General features: G+C 72.8%; 15 protein-coding genes and 1 riboswitch. Of the genes, 5 read left to right on the plus strand and 10 right to left on the minus strand.

The features are described from left to right. Nucleotides 1-133 precede the first annotated feature (133 nt). From SXIN_RS07370 to SXIN_RS07380, 3 genes are all read right to left on the minus strand, one after another. Complete coding sequence (locus tag SXIN_RS07370; RefSeq protein ID WP_095756762.1) at nucleotides 134-928, minus strand: M23 family metallopeptidase; 795 nt, start codon at nucleotides 926-928, stop codon at nucleotides 134-136. A 14-nt stretch (nucleotides 929-942) separates the two neighbouring features. After that, a riboswitch (cyclic di-AMP (ydaO/yuaA leader) is annotated at nucleotides 943-1162 on the minus strand. A 367-nt stretch (nucleotides 1163-1529) separates the two neighbouring features. Next, nucleotides 1530-2918, minus strand: a complete 1389-nt coding sequence (locus SXIN_RS07375; protein ID WP_019709695.1) for a M16 family metallopeptidase — start codon at nucleotides 2916-2918, stop codon at nucleotides 1530-1532. Then, nucleotides 2915-4294 (minus strand): M16 family metallopeptidase, encoded by a 1380-nt coding sequence (locus SXIN_RS07380; RefSeq protein WP_095756763.1) that lies wholly within the window; start codon nucleotides 4292-4294, stop codon nucleotides 2915-2917. The genes SXIN_RS07375 and SXIN_RS07380 overlap by 4 nt, the downstream gene beginning before the upstream one ends. A gap of 203 nt (nucleotides 4295-4497) precedes the next feature. Between SXIN_RS07380 and SXIN_RS07385 the strand changes: the two genes are divergently transcribed. Beyond that, the gene (locus tag SXIN_RS07385; RefSeq protein WP_019709697.1) at nucleotides 4498-6951 is read left to right on the plus strand and encodes a DNA gyrase/topoisomerase IV subunit A; all 2454 of its coding nucleotides are present in this window, start codon (nucleotides 4498-4500) and stop codon (nucleotides 6949-6951) included. Between the two features lie 111 nt (nucleotides 6952-7062). Here SXIN_RS07385 and SXIN_RS07390 read toward each other — a convergent pair whose 3' ends face one another. Beyond that, nucleotides 7063-8253 (minus strand): CobW family GTP-binding protein, encoded by a 1191-nt coding sequence (locus tag SXIN_RS07390; protein ID WP_039821968.1) that lies wholly within the window; start codon nucleotides 8251-8253, stop codon nucleotides 7063-7065. Between the two features lie 168 nt (nucleotides 8254-8421). Between SXIN_RS07390 and SXIN_RS07395 the strand changes: the two genes are divergently transcribed. The 3 genes from SXIN_RS07395 to SXIN_RS07405 all read left to right on the plus strand — a co-directional run bounded on the left by SXIN_RS07395 (nucleotide 8422) and on the right by SXIN_RS07405 (nucleotide 11822). Then, entirely contained in the window at nucleotides 8422-8763 is a 342-nt protein-coding gene (locus SXIN_RS07395; protein ID WP_039821974.1) for an ArsR/SmtB family transcription factor, read from the plus strand. Continuing rightward, complete coding sequence (locus tag SXIN_RS07400; RefSeq protein ID WP_019709700.1) at nucleotides 8760-10556, plus strand: SulP family inorganic anion transporter; 1797 nt, start codon at nucleotides 8760-8762, stop codon at nucleotides 10554-10556. The genes SXIN_RS07395 and SXIN_RS07400 overlap by 4 nt, the downstream gene beginning before the upstream one ends. Before the next feature lie 333 nt (nucleotides 10557-10889). After that, on the plus strand, nucleotides 10890-11822 hold the full coding sequence (locus tag SXIN_RS07405) for a sucrase ferredoxin (protein WP_019709701.1): 933 nt from the start codon (nucleotides 10890-10892) through the stop codon (nucleotides 11820-11822). 77 nt (nucleotides 11823-11899) lie between these two features. Here SXIN_RS07405 and SXIN_RS07410 read toward each other — a convergent pair whose 3' ends face one another. Next, entirely contained in the window at nucleotides 11900-14038 is a 2139-nt protein-coding gene (locus tag SXIN_RS07410; protein ID WP_019709702.1) for a DNA gyrase/topoisomerase IV subunit B, read from the minus strand. Between the two features lie 436 nt (nucleotides 14039-14474). Between SXIN_RS07410 and SXIN_RS07415 the strand changes: the two genes are divergently transcribed. Further along, nucleotides 14475-14699 (plus strand): DUF7455 domain-containing protein, encoded by a 225-nt coding sequence (locus SXIN_RS07415; RefSeq protein ID WP_019709703.1) that lies wholly within the window; start codon nucleotides 14475-14477, stop codon nucleotides 14697-14699. A gap of 115 nt (nucleotides 14700-14814) precedes the next feature. Here the strand turns inward: SXIN_RS07415 and SXIN_RS07420 are convergent, their stop codons facing one another. From SXIN_RS07420 to SXIN_RS07440, 5 genes are all read right to left on the minus strand, one after another. Next, complete coding sequence (locus SXIN_RS07420) at nucleotides 14815-15669, minus strand: S1 family peptidase (protein ID WP_019709704.1); 855 nt, start codon at nucleotides 15667-15669, stop codon at nucleotides 14815-14817. 159 nt (nucleotides 15670-15828) lie between these two features. Further along, the gene (locus tag SXIN_RS07425; RefSeq protein ID WP_039821979.1) at nucleotides 15829-17415 is read right to left on the minus strand and encodes an RNA polymerase sigma factor; all 1587 of its coding nucleotides are present in this window, start codon (nucleotides 17413-17415) and stop codon (nucleotides 15829-15831) included. Nucleotides 17416-17739: 324 nt separating this feature from the next. Then, on the minus strand, nucleotides 17740-18681 hold the full coding sequence (locus SXIN_RS07430; RefSeq protein WP_095756764.1) for a FadR/GntR family transcriptional regulator: 942 nt from the start codon (nucleotides 18679-18681) through the stop codon (nucleotides 17740-17742). Nucleotides 18682-18924: 243 nt separating this feature from the next. Beyond that, nucleotides 18925-19689, minus strand: coding sequence for an NUDIX hydrolase (locus SXIN_RS07435; protein WP_019709707.1), 765 nt, complete (start codon nucleotides 19687-19689; stop codon nucleotides 18925-18927). Between the two features lie 168 nt (nucleotides 19690-19857). Next, entirely contained in the window at nucleotides 19858-21159 is a 1302-nt protein-coding gene (locus tag SXIN_RS07440; protein WP_095756765.1) for a DUF4192 domain-containing protein, read from the minus strand. Nucleotides 21160-21278 lie beyond the last annotated feature (119 nt).

Consider the following 21278-nt stretch of genomic DNA (forward strand, 5'->3'; position numbering starts at 1 on the left):
CCAGGAAACCGGCCACGGCGGGAGGCGGTCCGGACGGCCGCACGGCGCACGGCCGCACGCCCCGGGGCCGTCGGGAGCCGGATACGCGGAAGACCCCGGCCGGGAGGGCCGGGGTCTTCCGTCGCGCCGGGTGTCAGACCGAGACGCCGTGCGACCGCAGGTACGCGACGGGGTCGATGTCGGAGCCGTACTCGGCGGTGGTGCGGGCCTCGAAGTGGAGGTGCGCGCCGAAGGAGTTGCCGGTGTTCCCGGCGAGACCGATCTGCTGTCCGGGCGTGACCGCCTGGCCCGCGGTGACGTTGAGGGCGGACAGGTGCCCGTACTGGGTGTAGGTGCCGTCGTTCATCCTGATGACGACGCTGTTGCCGTAGGAGCCGTCCCAGCCGGCCTCGACGACGGTGCCCGAACCCACGGACTTGACCGGGGTGCCCTCGGCGGCCTTGAAGTCGATCCCGGTGTGCGTGCCGGAGGACCAGGCGGCCCCGGAGGCGTGGTACTGGGTGGAGACGAAGCTGCCGTCGACCGGCAGCACGAAGGTGTTGAGGCGCTTGCGTTCGGCCTCGCGGGCGGCCCGCTCCTTGGCGGCGCGCTCCTCCTTGGCCCGGGCGTCGGCGATCCGCTTGGCCTCGGCGGCCTCGCGCTTGGCCGCGGCCTCGGCCCGCTCCATGGCGGCGGCGACGTCGGCGGCGGACTGCTGGGCCTCGGCCTGGTCGCCGATCCGCTCGCCGAGGGTGTCGTCGAGGACGACCGCCTGGCGGAGCCCGGTGTCCGCGGCCCCGCGGGCGCTGTCATCGGCGGCGAACGCCGGGGAGGCGAGGGTGGCGGCCACGCCGCTGGTGGCGAGGGTGGCCATGCCGGCGACGCGCGCGGGGCGGATGCCGCGACGGCTCGGACGGCGGTGCTTCCCGGTGGTACGGGTGGGCGGCATAGGGTGCGGCTGTCCTTTCCTTCCTTCTCGCCTACCGGGTTAGCTGACGGGTTCGGAGCAGGAAGGTCTCCTACGGGCCCCTCGCGGGGAGGCGCCCGATTCACCCCAAGGGACCGGACCGTTCCCGTACCGCCGTCGGCGGTGCGGTGCGGCCCGTCCCGCACCGGTGAGGTGCGGGAAGGAGGGTCCCCGGCTCCCCTGGCTCGCGCCATGGGGACTCGGCGATGACTGCCCGGTGCCGCGGTTTGCGGCGAAGTGCCCGGCCGGACAGCCGGATCGACGCTAAGACGGACGGCTCCGCCGCGCCAAACAAAACCGGCTTTTTGTTGCGGAGGCCACAGGAGAGAACACCCGCACCGCGGCAAAACGGGTCAAAGGGCGGGGCTCCCCGCCCGGACGGAACGGCGGAACCGGCGCCTCCGCCGGGCCCGCCGCCGGACCCTCCTCCAGACCCTCCGTCCGGCCCCGTGTGCCGTACCGGCGTGACGGGAAACGGCCGTGACGGACCGCCGGTTCCGACGGTGCGTCACGGCCGCGTGCCCGGCAGGTCGCGTCCCGCTCGACAGGGCGCGTCCCGAACGCCGGTGACCGGCGCGGCCGTTCAGCCGCTGACGACCTTGACCTCCCCGATGCCCAGCGCCCGGACCGGCTCCTCGATCGCGGAGGCGTCCCCGACCAGCACCGTCACCAGGTTGTCCACCGGGAACGCGCTGACCGCGGCGGCGGTGGCCTCCACCGTGCCGGCCTCGGCGAGCCGGGCGTACAACTGCGCCTGGAAATCGTCCGGAAGGTACTGCTCGACCTGGTCGGCCAGGGTCCCGGCGACGGCCGCGGCGGTCTCGTACTTGAGCGGCGCGACCCCGACCAGGTTCTGCACGGCCACATCGCGCTCCTCGTCGGTCAGCCCGCCGGCGGCGAGGGTGCGCAGCACCTGCCAGGTGTCCTCCAGGGCCGGGCCGGTGACGTCCGTGGCGACCGAGCCGCTGATGGCCAGCAGCGAGGCACCCGTGCCCTCGGGCGTCGAGCGCAGCACCTGGCCGAAGGCGCGCACGCCGTAGGTGTAGCCCTTCTCCTCGCGCAGCACCCGGTCCAGGCGGGAGGTGAGCGTGCCGCCGAGGCAGTAGACGCCGAGCACCTGCGCCGCCCAGACCCGGTCGTGCCGGTCGGGGCCGACGCGGCCGATGAGGACCTGGGTCTGCACCGCGCCCGGCCGGTCCACGATCACGACCCGGCCGGTGTCGTCCGCCGTGATGGCCGGTACGGGGCGGGCCTCGGCCGTGCCGCCGGTCCAGGTGCCCAGGGTGCCGGCGAGGACCTCGGCCAGCGGGATGCCGGTGAAGTCGCCCACGATCACCGCGGTCGCGGTGGCGGGGCGGATGTGCGCCGCGTAGAACGCGCGGACCCCGGCGGCGTCCACCCGCGCGACGGTCTCCTCGGTGCCCTGCCGGGGCCGGGACATCCGGGACTCGGCCGGGAACAGCTCCTTGGAGAGCTCCATCGCGGCCCGGCGGGCGGGGTTGGCCAGCTCGTGCGGGATCTCGTCGAGACGGTTGCGGACCAGCCGCTCGACCTCATCCCCGGGGAAGGCCGGGGCCCGCAGGGCGTCGGCGAGCAGCCCGAGCGCCTTGGCCAGCCGGGAGGCCGGGACCTCCAGGGAGACCCGGACCCCGGGGTGGTCCGCGTGCGCGTCCAGGGTGGCGCCGCAGCGCTCCAGTTCGGCGGCGAACTCCTCGGCGGTGTGCTTGTCGGTGCCCTCCGAGAGGGCGCGCGCCATGATCGTGGCGACGCCCTCGGTGCCCTCCGGCTCGGCCTCCAGGGGTGCCTGCAGATTGATCTCGACGGCCACCACCTTCTGGCCGGGGCGGTGACAGTGGAGCACCGTCAGCCCGTTGGGCAGGGTGTCCCGCTCGGGGGTCGGGAAGGCCCAGGGCGTGGGCTCCCCGGCGCGCGGCATCGGGTGGTAGGTCATGGTGGTCCCGGCGTCGCTCACTGGGCCGCCTCCTTCTCGTCGGTGCCGTCGGTGCCCTCGGTGACGTCCGCGCCGTCGCCGGGCTCGTGCCCGGGCCCGGCCGGCTCGTAGACGAGCGAGGCGCGGTTGTCGGGACGCAGCCGCGCCGCCGCCACCTCGCGCACCTCCTCGGGGCCGACCTCCAGCAGCCGCTGTACCGCCGTCAGCGCGAGCTGCGGGTCGCCGAAGAGGACGGCGTACCGGCAGAGCTGGTCGGCGCGGCCGCCGACGGTGGCGAGCTGGTCCAGCCACTCGCGCTCCAGCTGCGCCTGGGCGCGCTCCATCTCCTCCGGGGTCGGGCCCTCCTCGGCGAACCGGGCCAGCTCCTCGTCGACCGCCCGTTCGATGGCGGGGATCTCCACACCGGAGGACGCCTTGACGTCCAGCCAGCCCATCGAGGGGGCGCCCGCCAGCCGCAGCAGGCCGAAGCCCGCGCCGACGGCGAGGCGGTCCCGGCGGACCAGCCGGTTGTACAGCCGGGAGGACTCGCCGCCGCCGAGGACCGTCAGGGCCAGATCGGCGGCGTCGGCGGCGCGGGTGCCGTCCTCCGGGAGCCGGTAGGCGGACATCAGCGCGCGGGCCGGGACCTCCTCGCGCAGCTCCTCCCGCAGCTCCTCGCCGATGATGTCGGGCAGGGCGCCGTCGCGCGGCGGCTGCTTGCCGTCGTGGCCGGGGATGGAGCCGAAGTAGCGCTCGATCCAGGCGAGGGTCCGCTCGGGGTCGATGTCGCCGACGACCGCGAGGACGGCGTTGTTCGGCGCGTAGTACGTCCGGAAGAAGTTCCGGGCGTCCTCCAGGGAGGCGGCGTCGAGGTCGGCCATCGAGCCGATGGGGGTGTGGTGGTACGGGTGGCCCTCGGGGTAGGCCATGGCGGTCAGCTTCTCGAACGAGGTGCCGTAGGGGACGTTGTCGTAGCGCTGGCGGCGCTCGTTCTTCACGACGTCCCGCTGGTTCTCCATGCTCTCGTCGTCGAGGGCGACGAGGAGGCTGCCCATGCGGTCGGCCTCCAGCCAGAGCGCGAGTTCGAGCTGGTGGGCGGGCATGGTCTCGTAGTAGTTGGTCCGCTCGAAGCTCGTGGTGCCGTTGAGCGAGCCGCCGGCGCCCTGCACCAGCTCGAAGTGGCCGTTGCCCTTCACGTTCGCGGAGCCCTGGAACATCAGGTGCTCGAAGAGGTGTGCCAGGCCGGTGCGGCCCTGTACCTCGTGGCGGGAGCCGACGTCGTACCAGAGACAGACCGCGGCGACCGGGGTCAGGTGGTCCTCGGAGAGGATCACGCGCAGACCGTTGGCCAGCCGGTGCTCCGTCGCTGTCAGGCCGCCGGACCCGGCCTTCTCGGTGGCCGTGTGACCCATGGGCATGTACGTCCCTTCGATCGCGGGTGAGGGGTGCGGAGATGATGAGTGCTGCCACTGTATGCAAGCGGCGGGAGACCTGCCGAAGTTCCCGTAGCGTGCCGTTCGGACGGGTCGTGGGCCGCGCTGTCCGCGGCGGGGTCCACAATGGTCCGCGTCACCAACCCCCGCCCAGCGAAGTTTCGAAGTCCTAAGGAGCAGCAGCCGCGATGGCCCGCCGCAGTACGAAGACCCCGCCTCCCGAGGAATTCGAGGAGCGCATCCTCGACATCGACGTCGTGGACGAGATGCAGGGCTCCTTCCTGGAGTACGCCTACTCGGTCATCTACTCGCGCGCCCTCCCCGACGCCCGCGACGGCCTCAAGCCCGTCCACCGGCGCATCGTCTACCAGATGAACGAGATGGGCCTGCGGCCGGACCGCTCGTACGTGAAGTGCGCACGTGTTGTCGGCGAGGTGATGGGCAAGCTCCACCCGCACGGCGACGCCTCGATCTACGACGCCCTCGTGCGCATGGCGCAGCCGTTCTCGATGCGGCTCCCGCTGGTGGACGGCCACGGCAACTTCGGCTCCCTGGGCAACGACGACCCGCCCGCCGCCATGCGGTACACCGAGTGCCGGATGGCCGCCGCGACCTCCCTGATGACGGAGTCGATCGACGAGGACACGGTCGACTTCGCCCCCAACTACGACGGCCAGGAGCGGGAGCCGGCCGCCCTGCCGGCCGCGTATCCGAACCTGCTGGTGAACGGGGCCTCGGGCATCGCGGTGGGCATGGCGACCAATATGCCGCCGCACAACCTGGGCGAGGTGATCGCCGCCGCCCGGCATCTGATCAAGCACCCGGGCGCCGATCTGGCCACGCTGATGCGCTTCGTACCCGGCCCGGACCTGCCGACCGGCGGCCGGATCGCCGGGCTGGCCGGCATCCGCGACGCCTACGAGACCGGCCGCGGCACCTTCAAGATCCGCGCCACCGTGGCGGTGGAGAACGTCACCGCCCGCCGCAAGGGCCTCGTCGTCACCGAACTGCCGTTCACCGTCGGGCCCGAGAAGGTCATCGCCAAGATCAAGGATCTGGTGGGCGCCAAGAAGCTCCAGGGCATCGCGGACGTCAAGGACCTTACCGACCGGTCGCACGGCCTGCGGCTCGTCATCGAGATCAAGAACGGCTTCAACCCGGAGGCGGTGCTGGCGCAGCTCTACAAGCTGACGCCCATGGAGGAGTCCTTCGGCATCAACAACGTCGCGCTGGTGGACGGCCAGCCGCTGACGCTGGGGCTCAAGGAGCTGCTGGAGGTCTATCTGGACCACCGCTTCGAGGTGGTCCGGCGGCGCAGCGAGTTCCGGCGCGGCAAGCGCCGCGACCGGCTGCACCTGGTCGAGGGCCTGCTGACCGCGCTGATCGACATCGACGAGGTCATCCGGATCATCCGTTCCAGCGACAACTCCGCCGAGGCCAAGCAGTCGCTGATCGCCCGCTTCTCGCTCAGCGAGATCCAGACCCAGTACATCCTGGACACCCCGCTGCGCCGGCTGACCCGGTTCGACCGGATCGAGCTGGAGTCGGAGCGGGACCGCCTCAACACCGAGATCGCGGAGCTGACCCGCATCCTGGACTCCGACGCGGAGCTGCGGAAGCTGGTCTCCTCGGAACTCGCCGTGGTGGCGAAGAAGTTCGGCACCGACCGGCGCACGGTACTGCTGGAGTCGGCGGACGCCCCGGTGCAGGCGGTGCCGCTGCAGGTCGCCGACGACCCGTGCCGGGTGCTGCTCTCCTCCACCGGCCTGCTGGCCCGTACCGCCAACGGCGAGCCGCTGGAAGGCGGTTCCACGAAGCGCGTCAAGCACGACGTGATCGTCTCCGCGGTCCCGGCCACGGCCCGCGGCCATGTCGGCGCGGTGACCTCCACCGGGCGGATGCTGCGCCTGTCCGTGATCGACCTGCCGCAGCTTCCCGACACGGCCTCCGCCCCGAATCTGTCCGGGGGCGCGCCGATCGCCGAGTTCCTCACCCTCGACGAGGGCGAGGAGCTCATCTGCCTGACCACGCTCGACGAGAGCTCCCCCGGTCTGGCCATCGGCACCCGGCAGGGCGTGGTGAAGCGCGTGGTGCCGGACTATCCGGCGAACAAGGACGAGTTGGAGGTCATCGGCCTCCGGGACGGCGACCGGGTCGTCGGCGCGGTCGAGCTGCGCACGGGTGACGAGGACCTGGTCTTCGTCACCAGTGAGGCGCAGTTGCTGCGCTACCCGGCCTCCCAGGTACGGCCGCAGGGCCGCGCGGCGGGCGGCATGGCCGGGGTGAAGCTGCCCGAGGGGGCCGAGGTGATCTTCTTCGGCGCGGTGGACCCGGCCGGTGACGCCGCGGTCTTCACCGTGGCCGGTGCCGCCCAGGGCACGCTCGACACGTCGGCGCAGCAGTCGGCGAAGCTGACCCCGTTCGACCAGTACCCGCGCAAGGGGCGGGCCACCGGCGGAGTGCGCTGCCAGCGCTTCCTCAAGGGCGAGGACCGGCTGGTCTTCGCCTGGGCCGGGGCCACGCCGCCCCGGGCGGCCGGCTCCTCGGGCGCCCCGGTGGAGCTGCCGGAGCCGGACCCGCGCCGGGACGGTTCGGGCATGCCGCTGACGAAGCCGGTCGCGGTGGTCGCCGGGCCGGTGTAGCCGGCCGGGCGGAGCGGGCCGGCGGTCGTGCGCGCCGGAGGTACCGCGCTTCAGGAGCCGGGGAGCCCGGGCGCCGGGGAGCCCGGGGCCCGGGTCCCTGGGGCCCCGGGCTCAGGCGTACTCGGCGTCCTCCGGCTCCCCCGGGCCCCCGGCTTCCCCGTACGCCCCTGGTTCGCCGTACTCTTCCGGCTCCCCCGGCGCTCCCGGCTGTTCGCGCTGTACGTACCGCAGCACGCCCCACATGCCCGTCTCGTCGGCGGCGCCCTGCCCCGGCTCCGTCGCCCGGCAGGCCTCCAGCTCCTTGCGCACGGCCCCGGTGTCGATGCCTGATCCGATCAGCACGAGCTGTGTGTCCGGTGTCTCGCCCCGGGCCCAGGGCGAGGGGTAGAAGCGCAGGAAGTCGCCGACGGCGTGCAGGGTGAACTTCTCGCGGTGGCCGTCCGCGCCGAAGTGGACCCAGCCCTTGATCCGGTAGAGCCCGTCCGGCCTGCCGTCGAGGAAGGCCATCAGCCGGCGCGGGTCCAGCGGGGTGGCGGAGGTGAATTCCACGCTGTCGTAGGCGCTGTGGACGTGGCCGCCACCGTCACAGCCGTCACCGCACCCGCCGTCGCGGCCGACGGGCCCTCGGGCCGCCCGCTCCCGGTTGACCTCCCGGTAGAGGTCCTCGAACGACAACTGCCGTACCGGCTCGGTGTCCTCCCCCCGCGTCCGTTCGTCGAAGAGCAGCCCGGCGTCGATCCGCCCGTGCGCGGCGGGGATGACGGGGGCGCGCGGAGCGAGCCGTTCCAGCGTCTCCAGGGTGTCCCGCAGTCCCGCCGCGTCCACCCGGTCCGCCTTGTTGAGGACCACCAGGTCGGCGATGCCCACATGGCGGTCGAGTTCCGGGTGCGCGGTGCGGGTCCGGGCGAACTCGGCGGCGTCGACGACCTCGACCAGACCGCCGTAGACGATGTGCTCGTTGTCGCTGGCCAGGATCATCCGGATGAGCTCCTGCGGCTCGGCCAGCCCGCTCGCCTCGATGACGATGACGTCGATGCCGGCCCCGGGCCGGGCGAGCCGCTCCAGGAAGCCGTCGAGCTCACTGGTGTCGACGGCGCAGCAGAGGCAGCCGTTCCCGAGCGAGACCATGGAATCCACCTGGCCAGCCAGGGCCATCGCGTCGATCTCGATCCTGCCGAAGTCATTGACGATCGCGCCGACGCGAGTACCGTCACTGCTGCTCAGCAGATGGTTGAGCAGGGTGGTCTTGCCCGATCCCAGGAACCCCGCCAGCACGACGACCGGTATCTGTCTCCTGGCCACAGGGGCGCCTCCGTCGCATCATCAGCCGGGCCGGCTCGGTGGTGTGCCGCGGGAACGGTCGCGGGCCAGGATAGACGGCCCCAGCTCGTCAACGATTTGAAGAATTCTTCAATTGGACACATCATGGAGTGAGCCTCCCGCCCGCTCCCCCGACGACAGGTGCCGATCTTGCAGGTCCCCCTCTACCAGGCCAAGGCGGAGTTCTTCCGCATGCTCGGGCATCCCGTCCGCATCCGGGTGCTGGAACTCCTCCAGGACGGCCCCATGCCCGTACGGGACCTGCTCGCCGCCATCGGCACCGAGCCGTCCAGCCTCTCCCAGCAGCTCGCCGTGCTGCGCCGCTCCGGCATCGTGACCTCGACCCGCGAGGGGTCCACCGTGGTCTACGCCCTGGCCGGCGGCGACGTGGCGGACCTGATGAAGGCGGCCCGGCGGATCCTCACCGAGATGCTGGCCGGCCGCAACGAACTGCTGGCCGAACTGCGGGAGCCCGGGGACCTGCGACGGTGAACCGGTTCCGCGCACGGGCCCTCTCCGGGCTCCTCTCACTCCTGCCCACGCGCTCCGATCTCGCCGCGATGCGCGGCCGTCCGCGCCGTGACCTGCTGGCCGGCCTCACCGTGGCCGTCGTCGCGCTGCCCCTCGCCCTCGGCTTCGGCATCTCCTCGGGCCTGGGGGCCGAGGCCGGGCTGGCCACCGCGGTGGTCGCGGGGGCACTGGCCGCCGTCTTCGGCGGCTCCAGCCTCCAGGTCTCCGGGCCGACCGGGGCCATGACCGTCGTCCTGGTGCCGATCGTCCACGCCTACGGCGCCTCCGGCGTGCTCATGGTGGGGCTGATGGCGGGCGTGCTGCTCCTGCTGCTGGCCGCCGCCCGGGCCGGGAAGTACATGGCCTTCGTGCCCGCGCCCGTGGTCGAGGGCTTCACCGTGGGCATCGCCCTGGTGATCGGGCTCCAGCAGATACCCGCGGTCCTCGGCGTGCCGGTCCCGGACGAGGAGAAGGTCACGGTGGCCGCCTTCGAGGCCGTACGGGACTACCTCGGCGCCCCGGACTGGCCCGCGGTCACCATCGCGCTTGCGGTCGCCGGGCTGATGCTCGCCGGCGCGCGGTGGCGCCCGGCCGTGCCGTTCTCGCTGCTGGCCGTGGTGGCCGCGACGCTCGCCGCCGAGACGACCGGGCTGGACGTGGACCGCATCGGGGCGCTGCCGTCCGGACTCCCGGCGCCCTCGCTCGGTTTCGTCGACCTCTCCGCCCTGTCCTCGCTGATCGCCCCCGCCGTGGCGGTCGCCGCGCTGGCCGCCCTGGAATCGCTGCTCTCCGCGGCGGTCGCCGACGGCATGACCGTGGGGCAGAAGCACGACCCCGACCGCGAACTCTTCGGCCAGGGCCTCGCCAACCTCGCCTCGCCGCTCTTCGGCGGCGTGCCCGCGACCGGCGCGATCGCCCGGACCGCCGTCAACGTCCGCACCGGGGCGACCTCCCGCCTGGCGGCGCTGGCCCACGCGGTGGTCCTCGCCGTCATCGTCTTCACCGCCGCGCCACTGGTCTCCCGTATCCCGCTCGCCGCCCTGGCGGGCGTCCTGCTCGCCACCGCCGTCCGCATGATCGAGGTCGGTTCGGTGCGCGCGATGGCCCGCGCCACCCGCGCCGACGCCCTCGTACTGGTGCTCACCGCGTGCGCCACGCTGGCCCTCGACCTGGTGCAGGCGGTCGTCATCGGCCTGGTCGTCGCGGGCGCGCTGGCGCTGCGGGCGGTCGCCCGCAACGCCCGGCTGGACGAGGTGCCGCTCCACCACGAGGACACCCCCGGCAGCCACGACGCCGCCGAACACGCGCTGCTGGCCGAGCACATCGTCGCGTACCGCCTCGACGGACCGCTCTTCTTCGCCGCCGCCCACCGCTTCCTGCTGGAGCTCTCCGAGGTCGCGGACGTCTCCGTGGTGATCCTGCGCATGTCACGGGTGACCACCATCGACGCCAGCGGCTCCCTGGTGCTGAAGGACGCCATCGAGAAACTGGAACGCCGCGGGATCACCGTGCTGGTCTCCGGCATCCGCGACGGCCACCACCGCCCGCTGGAGGCGCTCGGCGTCATCGGACGGCTCGACGCCACCGGACGCGTGTTCGCCAGCACGCCCGAGGCCATCGCCGCCGCCCGCGAACTCCTCCACGGCTCCGGAGTCCTGCCCGCCCCGAGGGACCCCCGGCCGGAGGGCCCGCCCGATCCCGTACGGGAGGTTCCGCGGGAGCCCGCGGACCGGGCCGAACGGGAGGAGAACCCGCCGAGCGCTCTGCCGCTGTGAACCCGTGAACCCGAACGCCTGCACACCTGAATACGTGAACCCGCGAACCCGTGAACCCCTGAACCGGGCCTTTCCGGACGGGGATTCGCGTGCCCGGGCGGCAGCGCGCCGGGCGACCGGAGGCGCCGTCCGGCTGCCGTCCGGCCCGTCTCCGCCACCTCGGCCCTCCCCGGCCGGAGAGGGACCGGACGGCAGCCGGACGGCTCCCCGGTGACCGTATGCGATCGAACACTCACGCTCGGTCCATCGCGTCCGGCACCGCCGCCCCTCCCGGCGCCGTGGCGGACCCGCTCGCCCGGCGGCCTCCCGTCATCGCAGGTTAGGCTCACCTGTGTGAGCACGTGCGCGGCGGCATCCCGGGAACTGTCCGAACCCCTGGCCGGGACGGCCGCCACCGCCCGGACCTGGCTGCTGATCGAACAGCCGGGCCCCTGGGGTGCCAAAGCGCTCACATCCAGCCACCTCGACCCCGCCCTCGGCCGCGCCCTGGAAACCGCCGCCGCCGGCACCGGGGTCCGCGTCGCCCTCATCCGCAGGCCCGGCCGGCACGCGGACCACCCCGGGGGCCGCGAGCGCCGGGTCCACCTCGCCCACACCCTGCCGGGCCGCTCCTGGACCCGTACGGCCCTCCTCACCGATCCGGCGGATCTGCTGGAGCTGGACTTCCCCGCCCTCGGCGCCGGTGAGCACGGCGGCCTCTGGGAGCCGTACGAGGGCGATCCGCTCGTCCTCGTCTGCACCAACGGCAAGCGCGACCGGTGCTGCGCCCTGCTCGGCCGGCCGCTGGTCGACGAACTCGCCGCCACGGGTGAGGCCGTCTGGGAGGTCACCCACATCGGCGGCCACCGCTTCGCGCCGACCCTGTTCGTCCTCCCGTACGGCTACGCCTACGGCCGCGTCACCGCCCGGGCCGTCAAGGAGATCCTGCACGCCGTCCGCGACGGCCAGGTGGTGACGGCGAACGCCCGCGGCCGCTCCGCCTGGGAGCGGCCCGCACAGGCCGCCGACCTGGCGGTCCGGGAGCACACCGGAGAGGACCGCGCCGACGCGCTGCGGATCACCCGCACCGAGCCCCACCCGGCCGGCGCCGCGGAGCCGGGCGGCTGGAGTGTGACCGTGGAGCACGCCGACGGCCGCGTCTGGCGGGTGGAGGTCGGGCGGGGCACCTCGCTGCCGCCCCGCCCCGAGAGCTGCGGCGCGGTACCGGGGAGCCCGGCCAGGATGGACGTGACCGCGCTGCGGGAGGTCACCGTCCGTACGGCCTGAGGCGGGCGCCACGCCGCCCCCGGGCGCCTTGCGGGCCCGGGGCCCGCGGGACCGGCCCCTGAGGGCACGGCGGGCCCTCAGGCGTCGATACGGGAGCGGTCCAGCGTGGCCGCGGAGCTGGTGATGAACTCCTTGCGCGGCGCGACCTCGTTGCCCATCAGCAGATCGAAGACCCGCTCGGCTCCCTCCAGGTCGCCGATGTTGATCCGGCGCAGCGTCCGGAACCGGGGGTCCATCGTGGTCTCCGAGAGCTGGTCGGCGTCCATCTCGCCGAGGCCCTTGTAGCGCTGGATCGAGTCCTTGTACTGGATCCCCTTGCGCTGGAACTCCAGCAGCGTGGTGCGCAGCTCGTTGTCGGAGTACGTGTAGACGTAACGGTCCTGGCCCTTCTTGGGGTGGCTCAGCTCCACCCGGTGCAGCGGGGGCACCGCGGCGAACACCCGTCCGGCCTCGACCATCGGCCGCATGTAGCGCTGGAACAGCGTCAGCAGCAGACAGCGGATGTGGGCACCGTCCACGTCGGCGTCCACCAGCAGCACGATCTTGCCGTAGCGGGCCTGGTCGATGTCGAAGGTCCGTCCGGACCCGGCTCCTATGACCTGGATGATCGCCCCGCACTCGGCGTTCTTGAGCATGTCCGAGATCGAGGACTTCTGGACGTTGAGGATCTTGCCCCGGATCGGCAGCAGCGCCTGGAACTCGGAGTCGCGGGCCAGCTTCGCGGTGCCCAGCGCAGAGTCGCCCTCGACGATGAACAGCTCGCTGCGGTCCACGTCGTCGCTGCGGCAGTCCGCCAGCTTCGCCGGCAGGGACGAGGACTCCAGGGCCGTCTTGCGCCGCTGTGCCTCCTTGTGCTGCCGGGCCGCGATGCGGGTGCGGGCGGCTGCCACGATCTTGTCCAGCACCGCGCGTGCCTGCTGTCTGGTGTCGCGCTTGGCGGAGGTCAGGAACGCCTTGAGCTCCTTGGCGACGACCGTGGCGACGACCCGCGAGGCGGCGGAGGTGCCCAGCACCTCCTTGGTCTGCCCCTCGAACTGGGGCTCGGCCAGCCGGACGGTGACGACCGCCGTGAGCCCTTCCATGGCGTCGTCCTTGTTGACGTCGTCCTCGGCGACCCGGAGCAGTTTGGCGGAGCGCAGCGCCTCGTTGACCGTCCGGGTGAGGGACCGCTCGAAACCGGAGACGTGGGTGCCGCCCTTGGGTGTCGCGATGATGTTCACGAACGACCGGACGGTGGTGTCGTAGCCGGTGCCCCAGCGCAGCGCGATGTCGACCCCGAGTTCGCGGGTGACCTCGGTGGGGGTCATGTGGCCGCGGTCGTCGAGGACGGGCACGGTCTCCTTGAAGGAGCCCTGGCCGGTCAGGCGCAGTACGTCGCAGACGGCCCGGTCCTGGGCGAGGTATTCGCAGAACTCGCTGATCCCGCCGTCGTAGCGGAAGACCTCCTGGGAGGGCTCCTGCCGCTCGCCGTCGGGGCCGGCGGGGCGTCGCTCGTCCCGGACGACGAGGGTGAGGCCGGGCACCAGGAAGGCGGTCTGGCGTGCCCGCGCGTGCAGGTTCTCCAGGGAGAGCCGGGCGTCCTTGAGGAAGATCTGCCGGTCGGCCCAGAAGCGGACACGGGTGCCGGTGCGGCTCTTGGGCACCCGCTTCTTCTTGATCAGCCCGCTGGTCGGGTCGAAGGGGGCGTCGGGGCCGGACTCGGTGAAGATGCCGGGCACACCGCGCCGGAAGCTGACGGCGTGGGTGCTGCCGTTGCGGTCGACCTCGACGTCGAGCCGGCTGGACAGCGCGTTGACGACGGAGGCGCCCACGCCGTGCAGCCCGCCGGAGGCCGCGTAGGAGCCGCCGCCGAACTTGCCGCCGGCGTGCAGTTTGGTCATCACGACCTCGACACCCGACAGCCCGGTCTTGGGCTCGACGTCGACCGGGATGCCGCGGCCGTTGTCGCGGACCTCCACGGAGCCGTCGTCGTGCAGCAGCACCTCGATGTGGTCGCAGTGCCCGCCCAGGGCCTCGTCGACCGAGTTGTCGATGATCTCCCAGAGGCAGTGCATCAGGCCGCGGCTGTCGGTCGAGCCGATGTACATGCCCGGCCGCTTGCGGACCGCTTCCAGCCCTTCGAGGACGAGCAGGTGCCGCGCGGTGTAGTTGGAACCGCCGTCCCGGTCTGCTCCGGTCAGCAGCGCTGTGGACGGTACGGACGTCTCGGCGGTCACGCGGTTCGCTCCTCGCTTAATTTTCGTTGCTGGCCCGACTCCGGGCTCAGGGCGGCTTGGGTCACCGAGGAGAGGGTACCGAGGCCTGGTAGAGCCTTTGTGACGCCACCCGTCGGGAGGAGCCATGCTAGTCGAGCATCGTTCATCTGTTCGATCCCTGGGTAGGGTGACATGGACATCACGTTCCCTTCGAGGCATGAACCATTTAGGCTCCGGGCACGTCCTCATGAACAACGGCAATCCCGCCGGAGGACGGACCCCCGACAAGCGCGATGAATACGTAAGCCAACGCGATACGGCTCATTCGCCGCCACCCGGCAGCATCCGGTCGACTCGGAAGGAAGGTTTTCGAGAAAAAGGCACGAGCGGGAACGTTTTCGGCCTGGTTGGATGTTGACCCTGGTACGACAGCTCGTCGAGCTAGAGAAGAGGCGACGTGACTACTGTTCTGACCCCCGCGAGCCCGCTGACGGCCGCCGACCGCTGCGACCGCTGCGGCGCCCAGGCATACCTGCGCGTCGTCCTGATGAGCGGTGGTGAACTGCTCTTCTGCGCCCACCACGGGCGCAAGTTCGAGCCGGAACTCAAGAAGATCGCCGCAGAGATACAGGACGAGACGGAGCGGCTCACCGCCACTCCCTCCTCGGCGTCGGACGACTGACGACGCCCAGCACCGCAGCGACGACGAGCGACAGCCGGCCCTCCGGCCGGACAGCGGGCGTGCGGCCCTGCACCACAGGACCGCACGCCCGCTCTCGTCGCGGTTACCCCTGCCGTCACCCCTGCTGGGAGGTTTCCGGCCGGGAAGCTCCCTCCCGGGAGACCACACGTTCCATCGCGGACATCCTGGTGTAGACACCGGGGCTGTCCGCCGCGCCACAGCCGCTGCCCCAGGAGACCAGCCCCACCAGGCGGCCCCGGGCCACCAGCGGCCCTCCGCTGTCCCCCTGGCAGGCGTCACCGCCGCCACCGTTGTCCCCCGCGCAGACCATGAACGCGGGCGTGTACGTCCCGTCGGCGCTGCCCGGGTAGGCCCGCTCGCAGATCCCGTCCTCCAGAATCCGCACCCGGGCCGCGTGCAGCACCGACGCGTACCCGCCCCGCCCCGTCGTGTCGCCCCAGCCGTAGACCTCGGCCGGGGTGCCCGGCCGGTACGCCTCGTCCCCGCTCCTCGCCAGCGGCAGACCCTCCCCGTCCAGCCCCCGCTCCACCGTGAGCACGGCCAGGTCCCCCGCGTTGGTGGCGCTGTCGTAGTCCGGGTTCACCCGGACCTCCCGCACCGGCAGCTCCTCGCCCCCGGTGGAGCGCAGATCGTCCCGCCCCGCGATGACCGTGAGATCGCCGACCGCCGAGACGTCCACGCCCAGCACCGCGCGGCTCACGCAGTGCGCCGCCGTGAGAACGGTCCGCGGCGCCACCACGACCCCGCCGCAGAACTGCCCGGACCGGGTGTCGCCGAAGCGGTCACGGCTCGCCAGGGCGACCGCCCAGGGCCTCTCCTCCGTACTGACCTGCCGGCCGCCCACCACCACACTGTCCGCGGCCGCGGGCGGAGCCGTCACCAGGGACACCGCCGCGGCCGCCGGTATCAGGGACAGGGCCCCGGCCAGGGTGCGCGAGATGGGACGCATGCTGTCTCCTCACTCCGCGACGACACGTGCCGCCCCAGCGTCAAACAGCACGGCGCCCTCCGCCACCCGGACGGAGGGCGCCCAAAAGACCGCCGGCCCGGAATCCCCAGGGGATTCCGGGCCGGCCGCGTCCTGAGCCCGCCTGGCCCGACCGGGTGATCAGTCGAGGTAGTCGCGGAGCACCTGGGAACGCGACGGATGCCGCAGCTTCGACATCGTCTTCGACTCGATCTGCCGGATGCGCTCACGCGTCACGCCGTAGACCTTGCCGATCTCGTCCAGCGTCTTGGGCTGGCCGTCGGTGAGCCCGAAGCGCATCGACACCACCCCCGCCTCACGCTCACTGAGCGTGTCGAGCACCGAGTGCAGCTGCTCCTGGAGCAGCGTGAAGCTGACCGCGTCGGCCGGGACGACGGCCTCCGAGTCCTCGATGAGGTCACCGAACTCGCTGTCACCGTCCTCGCCCAGCGGGGTGTGCAGGGAGATCGGCTCACGGCCGTACTTCTGGACCTCGATGACCTTCTCCGGGGTCATGTCGAGCTCCTTGGCCAGCTCCTCCGGGGTGGGCTCGCGGCCCAGGTCCTGGAGCATCTGGCGCTGCACGCGCGCGAGCTTGTTGATGACCTCGACCATGTGCACCGGGATACGGATGGTGCGGGCCTGGTCGGCCATGGCGCGGGTGATCGCCTGCCGGATCCACCAGGTGGCATAGGTGGAGAACTTGTAGCCCTTGGTGTAGTCGAACTTCTCGACGGCGCGGATGAGACCGAGGTTGCCCTCCTGAATCAGGTCCAGGAAAAGCATGCCGCGGCCGGTGTAGCGCTTGGCCAGCGAGACCACCAGCCGGAGGTTGGCCTCCAGCAGGTGGTTCTTGGCCCGCCGGCCGTCCTCGGCGATGATCTCCAGCTCGCGCTTGAGCTTCGGGGCGAGCTTGTCGGAGTTCGCCAGCTTGTCCTCGGCGAACAGCCCCGCCTCGATGCGCTTGGCGAGCTCGACCTCCTGCTCGGCGTTGAGCAGCGGCACCTTGCCGATCTGCTTGAGGTAGTCCTTCACCGGGTCGGCGGTGGCACCGGCGGCCGCGACCTGCTGCGCGGGCGCGTCGTCCTCGTCGTCGTCGGAGAGGACGAAACCCTGGTTCTCCGGCTGGTCGCCGCCCTCGGTGGCCTCGCCCGGCTTTCCGGCCGCCGGACCGGCCTCCTCCGTCGCGCCGTCCGCGCCCTCGAGCAGCTCGTCGGCGTCCTTCTTGGCGGTGGCCTTCTTGGCGGTGGTCTTCTTGGCCGCCGTCTTCTTGGCGGTGGTCTTCTTGGCCGCGGTCTTCTTCACGGCCGCCTTCCTGGCCGGGGCCGCCGGAGCCGCCGGGGTCTCGGCGACCGAGCCGTCCACCGCCTCCTCCGCGCCCGGGGCGGCCTCGGCGGGGGCGGCGGCCTTCCTGGTCGCGGCCGTCTTGGCCGGGACGGTCTTGGTGGCGGTGCGCTTCGCCGGACTCTTCGCTGCGACGCTCTTGCGGGTGCGCTTGGGCGCCTCTGCGGCACTGACCATCAGCGTCACACCCTCCTCGTCGAGGACCTGGTTGAGGCTGCGCAGAACGTTCTTCCACTGGGTTGGCGGAATCTGGTCAGCCTCGAAGGCCCGACGCACGTCGTCGCCGGCGATCTGCCCATCAGCCTTTCCCCGCTCGATGAGCGCCATGACAGACTCGGATTCGGCGATCTCCGGCGGGAGCGTACGGGATGTGCTGGCCGACACGAACAACCTCTCGGAACGATGGGAACGGCTTCCGGCCCCGTCCTGCGACGGGAACCGACGACCGCCGGCGGGGTGGACCGGCGGCGCGAGGGGACCGCGGAGCAATCAGCGTCGCGAACGACATCCGTATTCCTCCACCGGCCATCACCTCTTAGGTCATCGCGCATCCGCAAAGAGCGTTACGCCCGATCCGCGTGGCCCGGGTCACACTCGCCAGGAATTCCAAACCTCCGAAAAGCAGACATATCGCCAGAGAAAGACCTGGAGCCCCGCCGCCGGAATCCGGCGGCGGGGCTCCGCGGCACCACCGCTCCGCGCGGCGGGTCAGTGCTCGCGCGGGGCGGGCACCACATGCTCGACATCGGGGTGGATGGTGAGCAGCTGACGCATGGCGGACTCGGCGCCGGCCGCGTCACCCGCGCCGACGGCCTCGACGATGCGGACGTGGTGGCCGACGGAACTCTCGGTCGGCCGGTCGCAGCCGGTGGCGGGCCCACCGGAGACCTGGAGCGCGGAGGACACGATGCCCGACAGGTGCTCGAGCATGCGGTTGCCCCCGAGCTGGAGCAGCAGGGAGTGGAACTCGGCGTCGGCCCGGCCGAAGGTGAGGGCGTCACCCTGGGCCAGCGCGCGGCTCATGATGTCGGTCATGTCGGTGAGACGCTGCTGCGCCTCCTCGCGGTCGTGCCCGGCCGCCAGCCGAGCGGCGAGCGGTTCGATGGTCCAGCGCAGCTCGAACAGTTCCCGGCGCTGGTCGTCGCGCTGCGGCCCAAAGGCGCGCCACTCGATGATGTCCGGGTCCAGGAGGTTCCAGTCGCTGACGGGGCGGACGCGCGTGCCCACGTTCGGCCGGGCACTCACGAGACCCTTGGCCTCAAGGACCCGCAGCGACTCCCGCACCACGGTGCGGGAGACCTCGAAGCGCTGCCCGATCTCCTCGGGGACGAGGGGGCGGTCCGCGCCCAGGTCACCGGAGACGATCATCTGCCCGAGCTGCTGGACGAGCTGGCCGTGCAGTCCGCGGCCCCGGTTTCCTGCCGTGCGGCGGCCGACCCGGCCCGCCTCCGAGCCGCCTCCCTCCCAGGAGGGGCCGGCGGCACGCTCGCCCACCGGGCCCTCCGCGTAGGGGTAACGGTCAAGCTCGCCCGGGCCGGAGAGGCCGGAGTCGACGGGGCGAGCCGCGGTCATCGTGGTGTGCGCAAGGGTACTCACGCATCCTTTGTCGGCCACCCCCCGGACACCCTTGAGGTCTTTGGTGAAAAGCACACGAAAGGGTGATCGCCCATTACCTCACAATTGACGCCTTTCCGGAAGCAGCCGGACGACGCGCCGTGTGTCCTCCTGCCGCCTCCGGCCGAACGGCCCGGAGGGGCACGGGCGCTCCGCGGATCCCGGTCACAACACGCGCGCGGCCAGGGGCGGAAGCCGTGCCGGTGAGCCCAAGGGGCAGGCCTCCCGGGCCGGTTGCGGCAGCGCCTCGGCTCCGCTGCTGACCCGCGCGGGACCGCCTCAGACCTCCGGGCGCAGCATCGGCGGGTTGAGGAGCGTGGCGCCGCCGGCCCGGAACAGCTGTGCGGGGCGCCCGCCCTGACGTGTGGTCGTGCCACCGGTGGGGACGAGGAACCCGGGGGTGCCGGTGACCTTCCGGTGGAAGTTGCGGGGGTCGAGCGCCACCCCCCAGACCGACTCGTAGACCCGGCGCAGCTCCCCCACGGTGAACTCCGGCGGGCAGAACGCCGTGGCCAGGGAGGAGTACTCGATCTTCGAGCGGGCCCGCTCCACGCCGTCGGAGAGGATCCGGTCGTGGTCGAAGGCGAGCGGTGCGGGCTGCTCTCCCTCACGGCCGAAACCGCCCTTCCCCAGCAGTGCGTCCACCGGCGCCCAGCGCGCGCTGTGGGCGTCGCCTCCCGCCCGCGGCGCGGGAAGGTCGGGGGCCAGCACGAGATGGGCGACGCTGACGACCCGCATCCGGGGATCGCGGCGCGGGTCCCCGTAGGTCGCCAGCTGTTCGAGGTGGGCACCGCCGTCGACGGGGCCCGGGCCGGACGGGTCGAGCGCCAACAGCCCGGTTTCCTCGGCGAGTTCCCTGGCGGCGGCGGCCGCCAGGTCCTCGTCCGCCCGCACGAAACCGCCGGGCAGCGCCCACCGGCCCTGGAAGGGAGGCTCACCGCGCCGGACGGCCAGGGCGCAGAGCGCGTCGCGCTTGACGGTGAGCACGACCAGGTCCACGGTGACGGCGAAGGGCGGGAAGGCCGACGGGTCGTAGGGCGACATGCCGTGATCATAGGCGTCTGCCTGACGATAAACAGGAGTTCGCCGGCTCTCCGCCACAGCGGTCCCCGCGCGGCCCCGGGGCACGGGGACACGGGGACACAGGGGCCGGTCTCCTCCCCGCCGCGCCGCCCGTCCGCACAGGCCCCTGCGGCCCCGGGCGCGGGAGGCTCACTCGCGCCCCGCCGTGCCGGTGCGTCCCGCCCGCCTGCCGCCGCTCCGGCGCCCGCCGGGGCCGGACGGCCGGGTGCCGGCGCGCGGACGCGCCGCGGGCCTGCCTCCCGGCCGGGGTCCGGTGGCCACTCGGGGGCCGGGCCGTGCATCCGCCGCCGCGGCGGCGAGACGGGCGGCGCGCTCCCGGCGCAGGCAGCCGCGCAGCACTTCGGGGTCGACCCCCTCGTTCGCCCCCTGGTGCAGGAGTCTTGCGAACACGTACTCGGGGTCGGCCCGCAAGGCGAGCCCCAGCGCGGCGCGGGCCTCCGGTTCGTCCCCGGTGGACCAGGCGACCCAGCCCGCGAGGGTGAGCGGGGCGGCGGCGTGCTCCGCGTAGGCACCGACGCAACGGCGGGCCAGAGCCCGCCAGAGGCGCAGCGCGGGACCGGCCTCGGGCCCTTCCATCCATTCCGCGGCCCGGTCCCTGGCCGTCCGGTCCTGCAGGCCGAGGATCACGGCCGCCGCCTCGTCGTGGGCCAGCAGCGCGTCGTCGCGGGCATCGGCCCCGGCCCGGTCCGGGGACGGAGGGCTCCCGGCGAGGCGGCCGATGAGGACACCGGCGAGGGCGATGGTCTCCTCCCGGACGGTCTCCCGGCCGGCCTCCTCCAGGATGCGTGGCACCAGCTCCGCCGCGGCCGCGTCGAGCGCGGCCTCCTGCTCGGCGGCGGCCGGACCCGCCGGCGGGGCGAACCCGGCTTCCAGCTCCCGCAGGGAGCCGCGCGCCCGGATCCCCGCGTAGGCCGCGGCCGCGGCCATCACGGAAGTACCGGGGAGGGCGAGCGGGGTGCCGTCCTCCGGGCAGCAGCGCGGATCGGGGCAGCAGTAGGACCAGAACCGGCCGCCGGAGAGACACAGGGCCTCCAGCACCGGGACGTCGAGCGCTCCGCAGGCCAGCCGCAGCGCCTGGGACAGCGGCCGCAGCCGCTCCGCGACCTCCCGGGCCGTCTCCCCCTCGGCGGGATCCCGGCAGAGGAACACGACGACGCCGTCGGGCCGGGCGCCCCGCTCGGCACTCCCGGAGACCAGGCAGCGGGCCAACCGGCCGGAGACGTCCGCCCATTCGGCGGGGTCGCCGGGGATCCCGAGGCGCAACCGGCCGCCGAAGCGCCCGCGTTCGCCGTGGACGGCCACCATCACGACACTGTCGTCCGGATGGAAGCCGCCCATGAGATAGGGGAGGGCGTCCGCCAGCTCGGCGGGGCCGCGGAGGGTGACCTGCTCGCCCGCGGAGGACGGACTCGGTTCGCTGTTCTTCGTCATGCCGCGAGCCTGGCGCCTCACCGTTCCGATTCGCCAGCCCTGTGGATAAATAAGCGATCTTGTCCTACTTATGCTCCGCCCTGTGGACGGCCCGGCCGGGGTTGTCCGTGGCGTCCGGT

The organism is Streptomyces xinghaiensis S187, from assembly GCF_000220705.2.
GTDB classification, from domain to species: domain Bacteria; phylum Actinomycetota; class Actinomycetes; order Streptomycetales; family Streptomycetaceae; genus Streptomyces; species Streptomyces xinghaiensis.

Excerpts from the sequence above, each read along its gene's own strand:
- SXIN_RS07380 (WP_095756763.1), bottom strand. The coding sequence starts at position 4,294 with ATGCCCATGGGTCACACGGCCACCGAGAAGGCCGGGTCCGGCGGCCTG.
- SXIN_RS07440 (WP_095756765.1), bottom strand. The coding sequence starts at position 21,159 with ATGACGAAGAACAGCGAACCGAGTCCGTCCTCCGCGGGCGAGCAGGTC.
- SXIN_RS07385 (WP_019709697.1), top strand. The coding sequence starts at position 4,498 with ATGGCCCGCCGCAGTACGAAGACCCCGCCTCCCGAGGAATTCGAGGAG.
- SXIN_RS07420 (WP_019709704.1), bottom strand. The coding sequence starts at position 15,669 with ATGCGTCCCATCTCGCGCACCCTGGCCGGGGCCCTGTCCCTGATACCG.
- SXIN_RS07370 (WP_095756762.1), bottom strand. The coding sequence starts at position 928 with ATGCCGCCCACCCGTACCACCGGGAAGCACCGCCGTCCGAGCCGTCGC.
- SXIN_RS07435 (WP_019709707.1), bottom strand. The coding sequence starts at position 19,689 with ATGTCGCCCTACGACCCGTCGGCCTTCCCGCCCTTCGCCGTCACCGTG.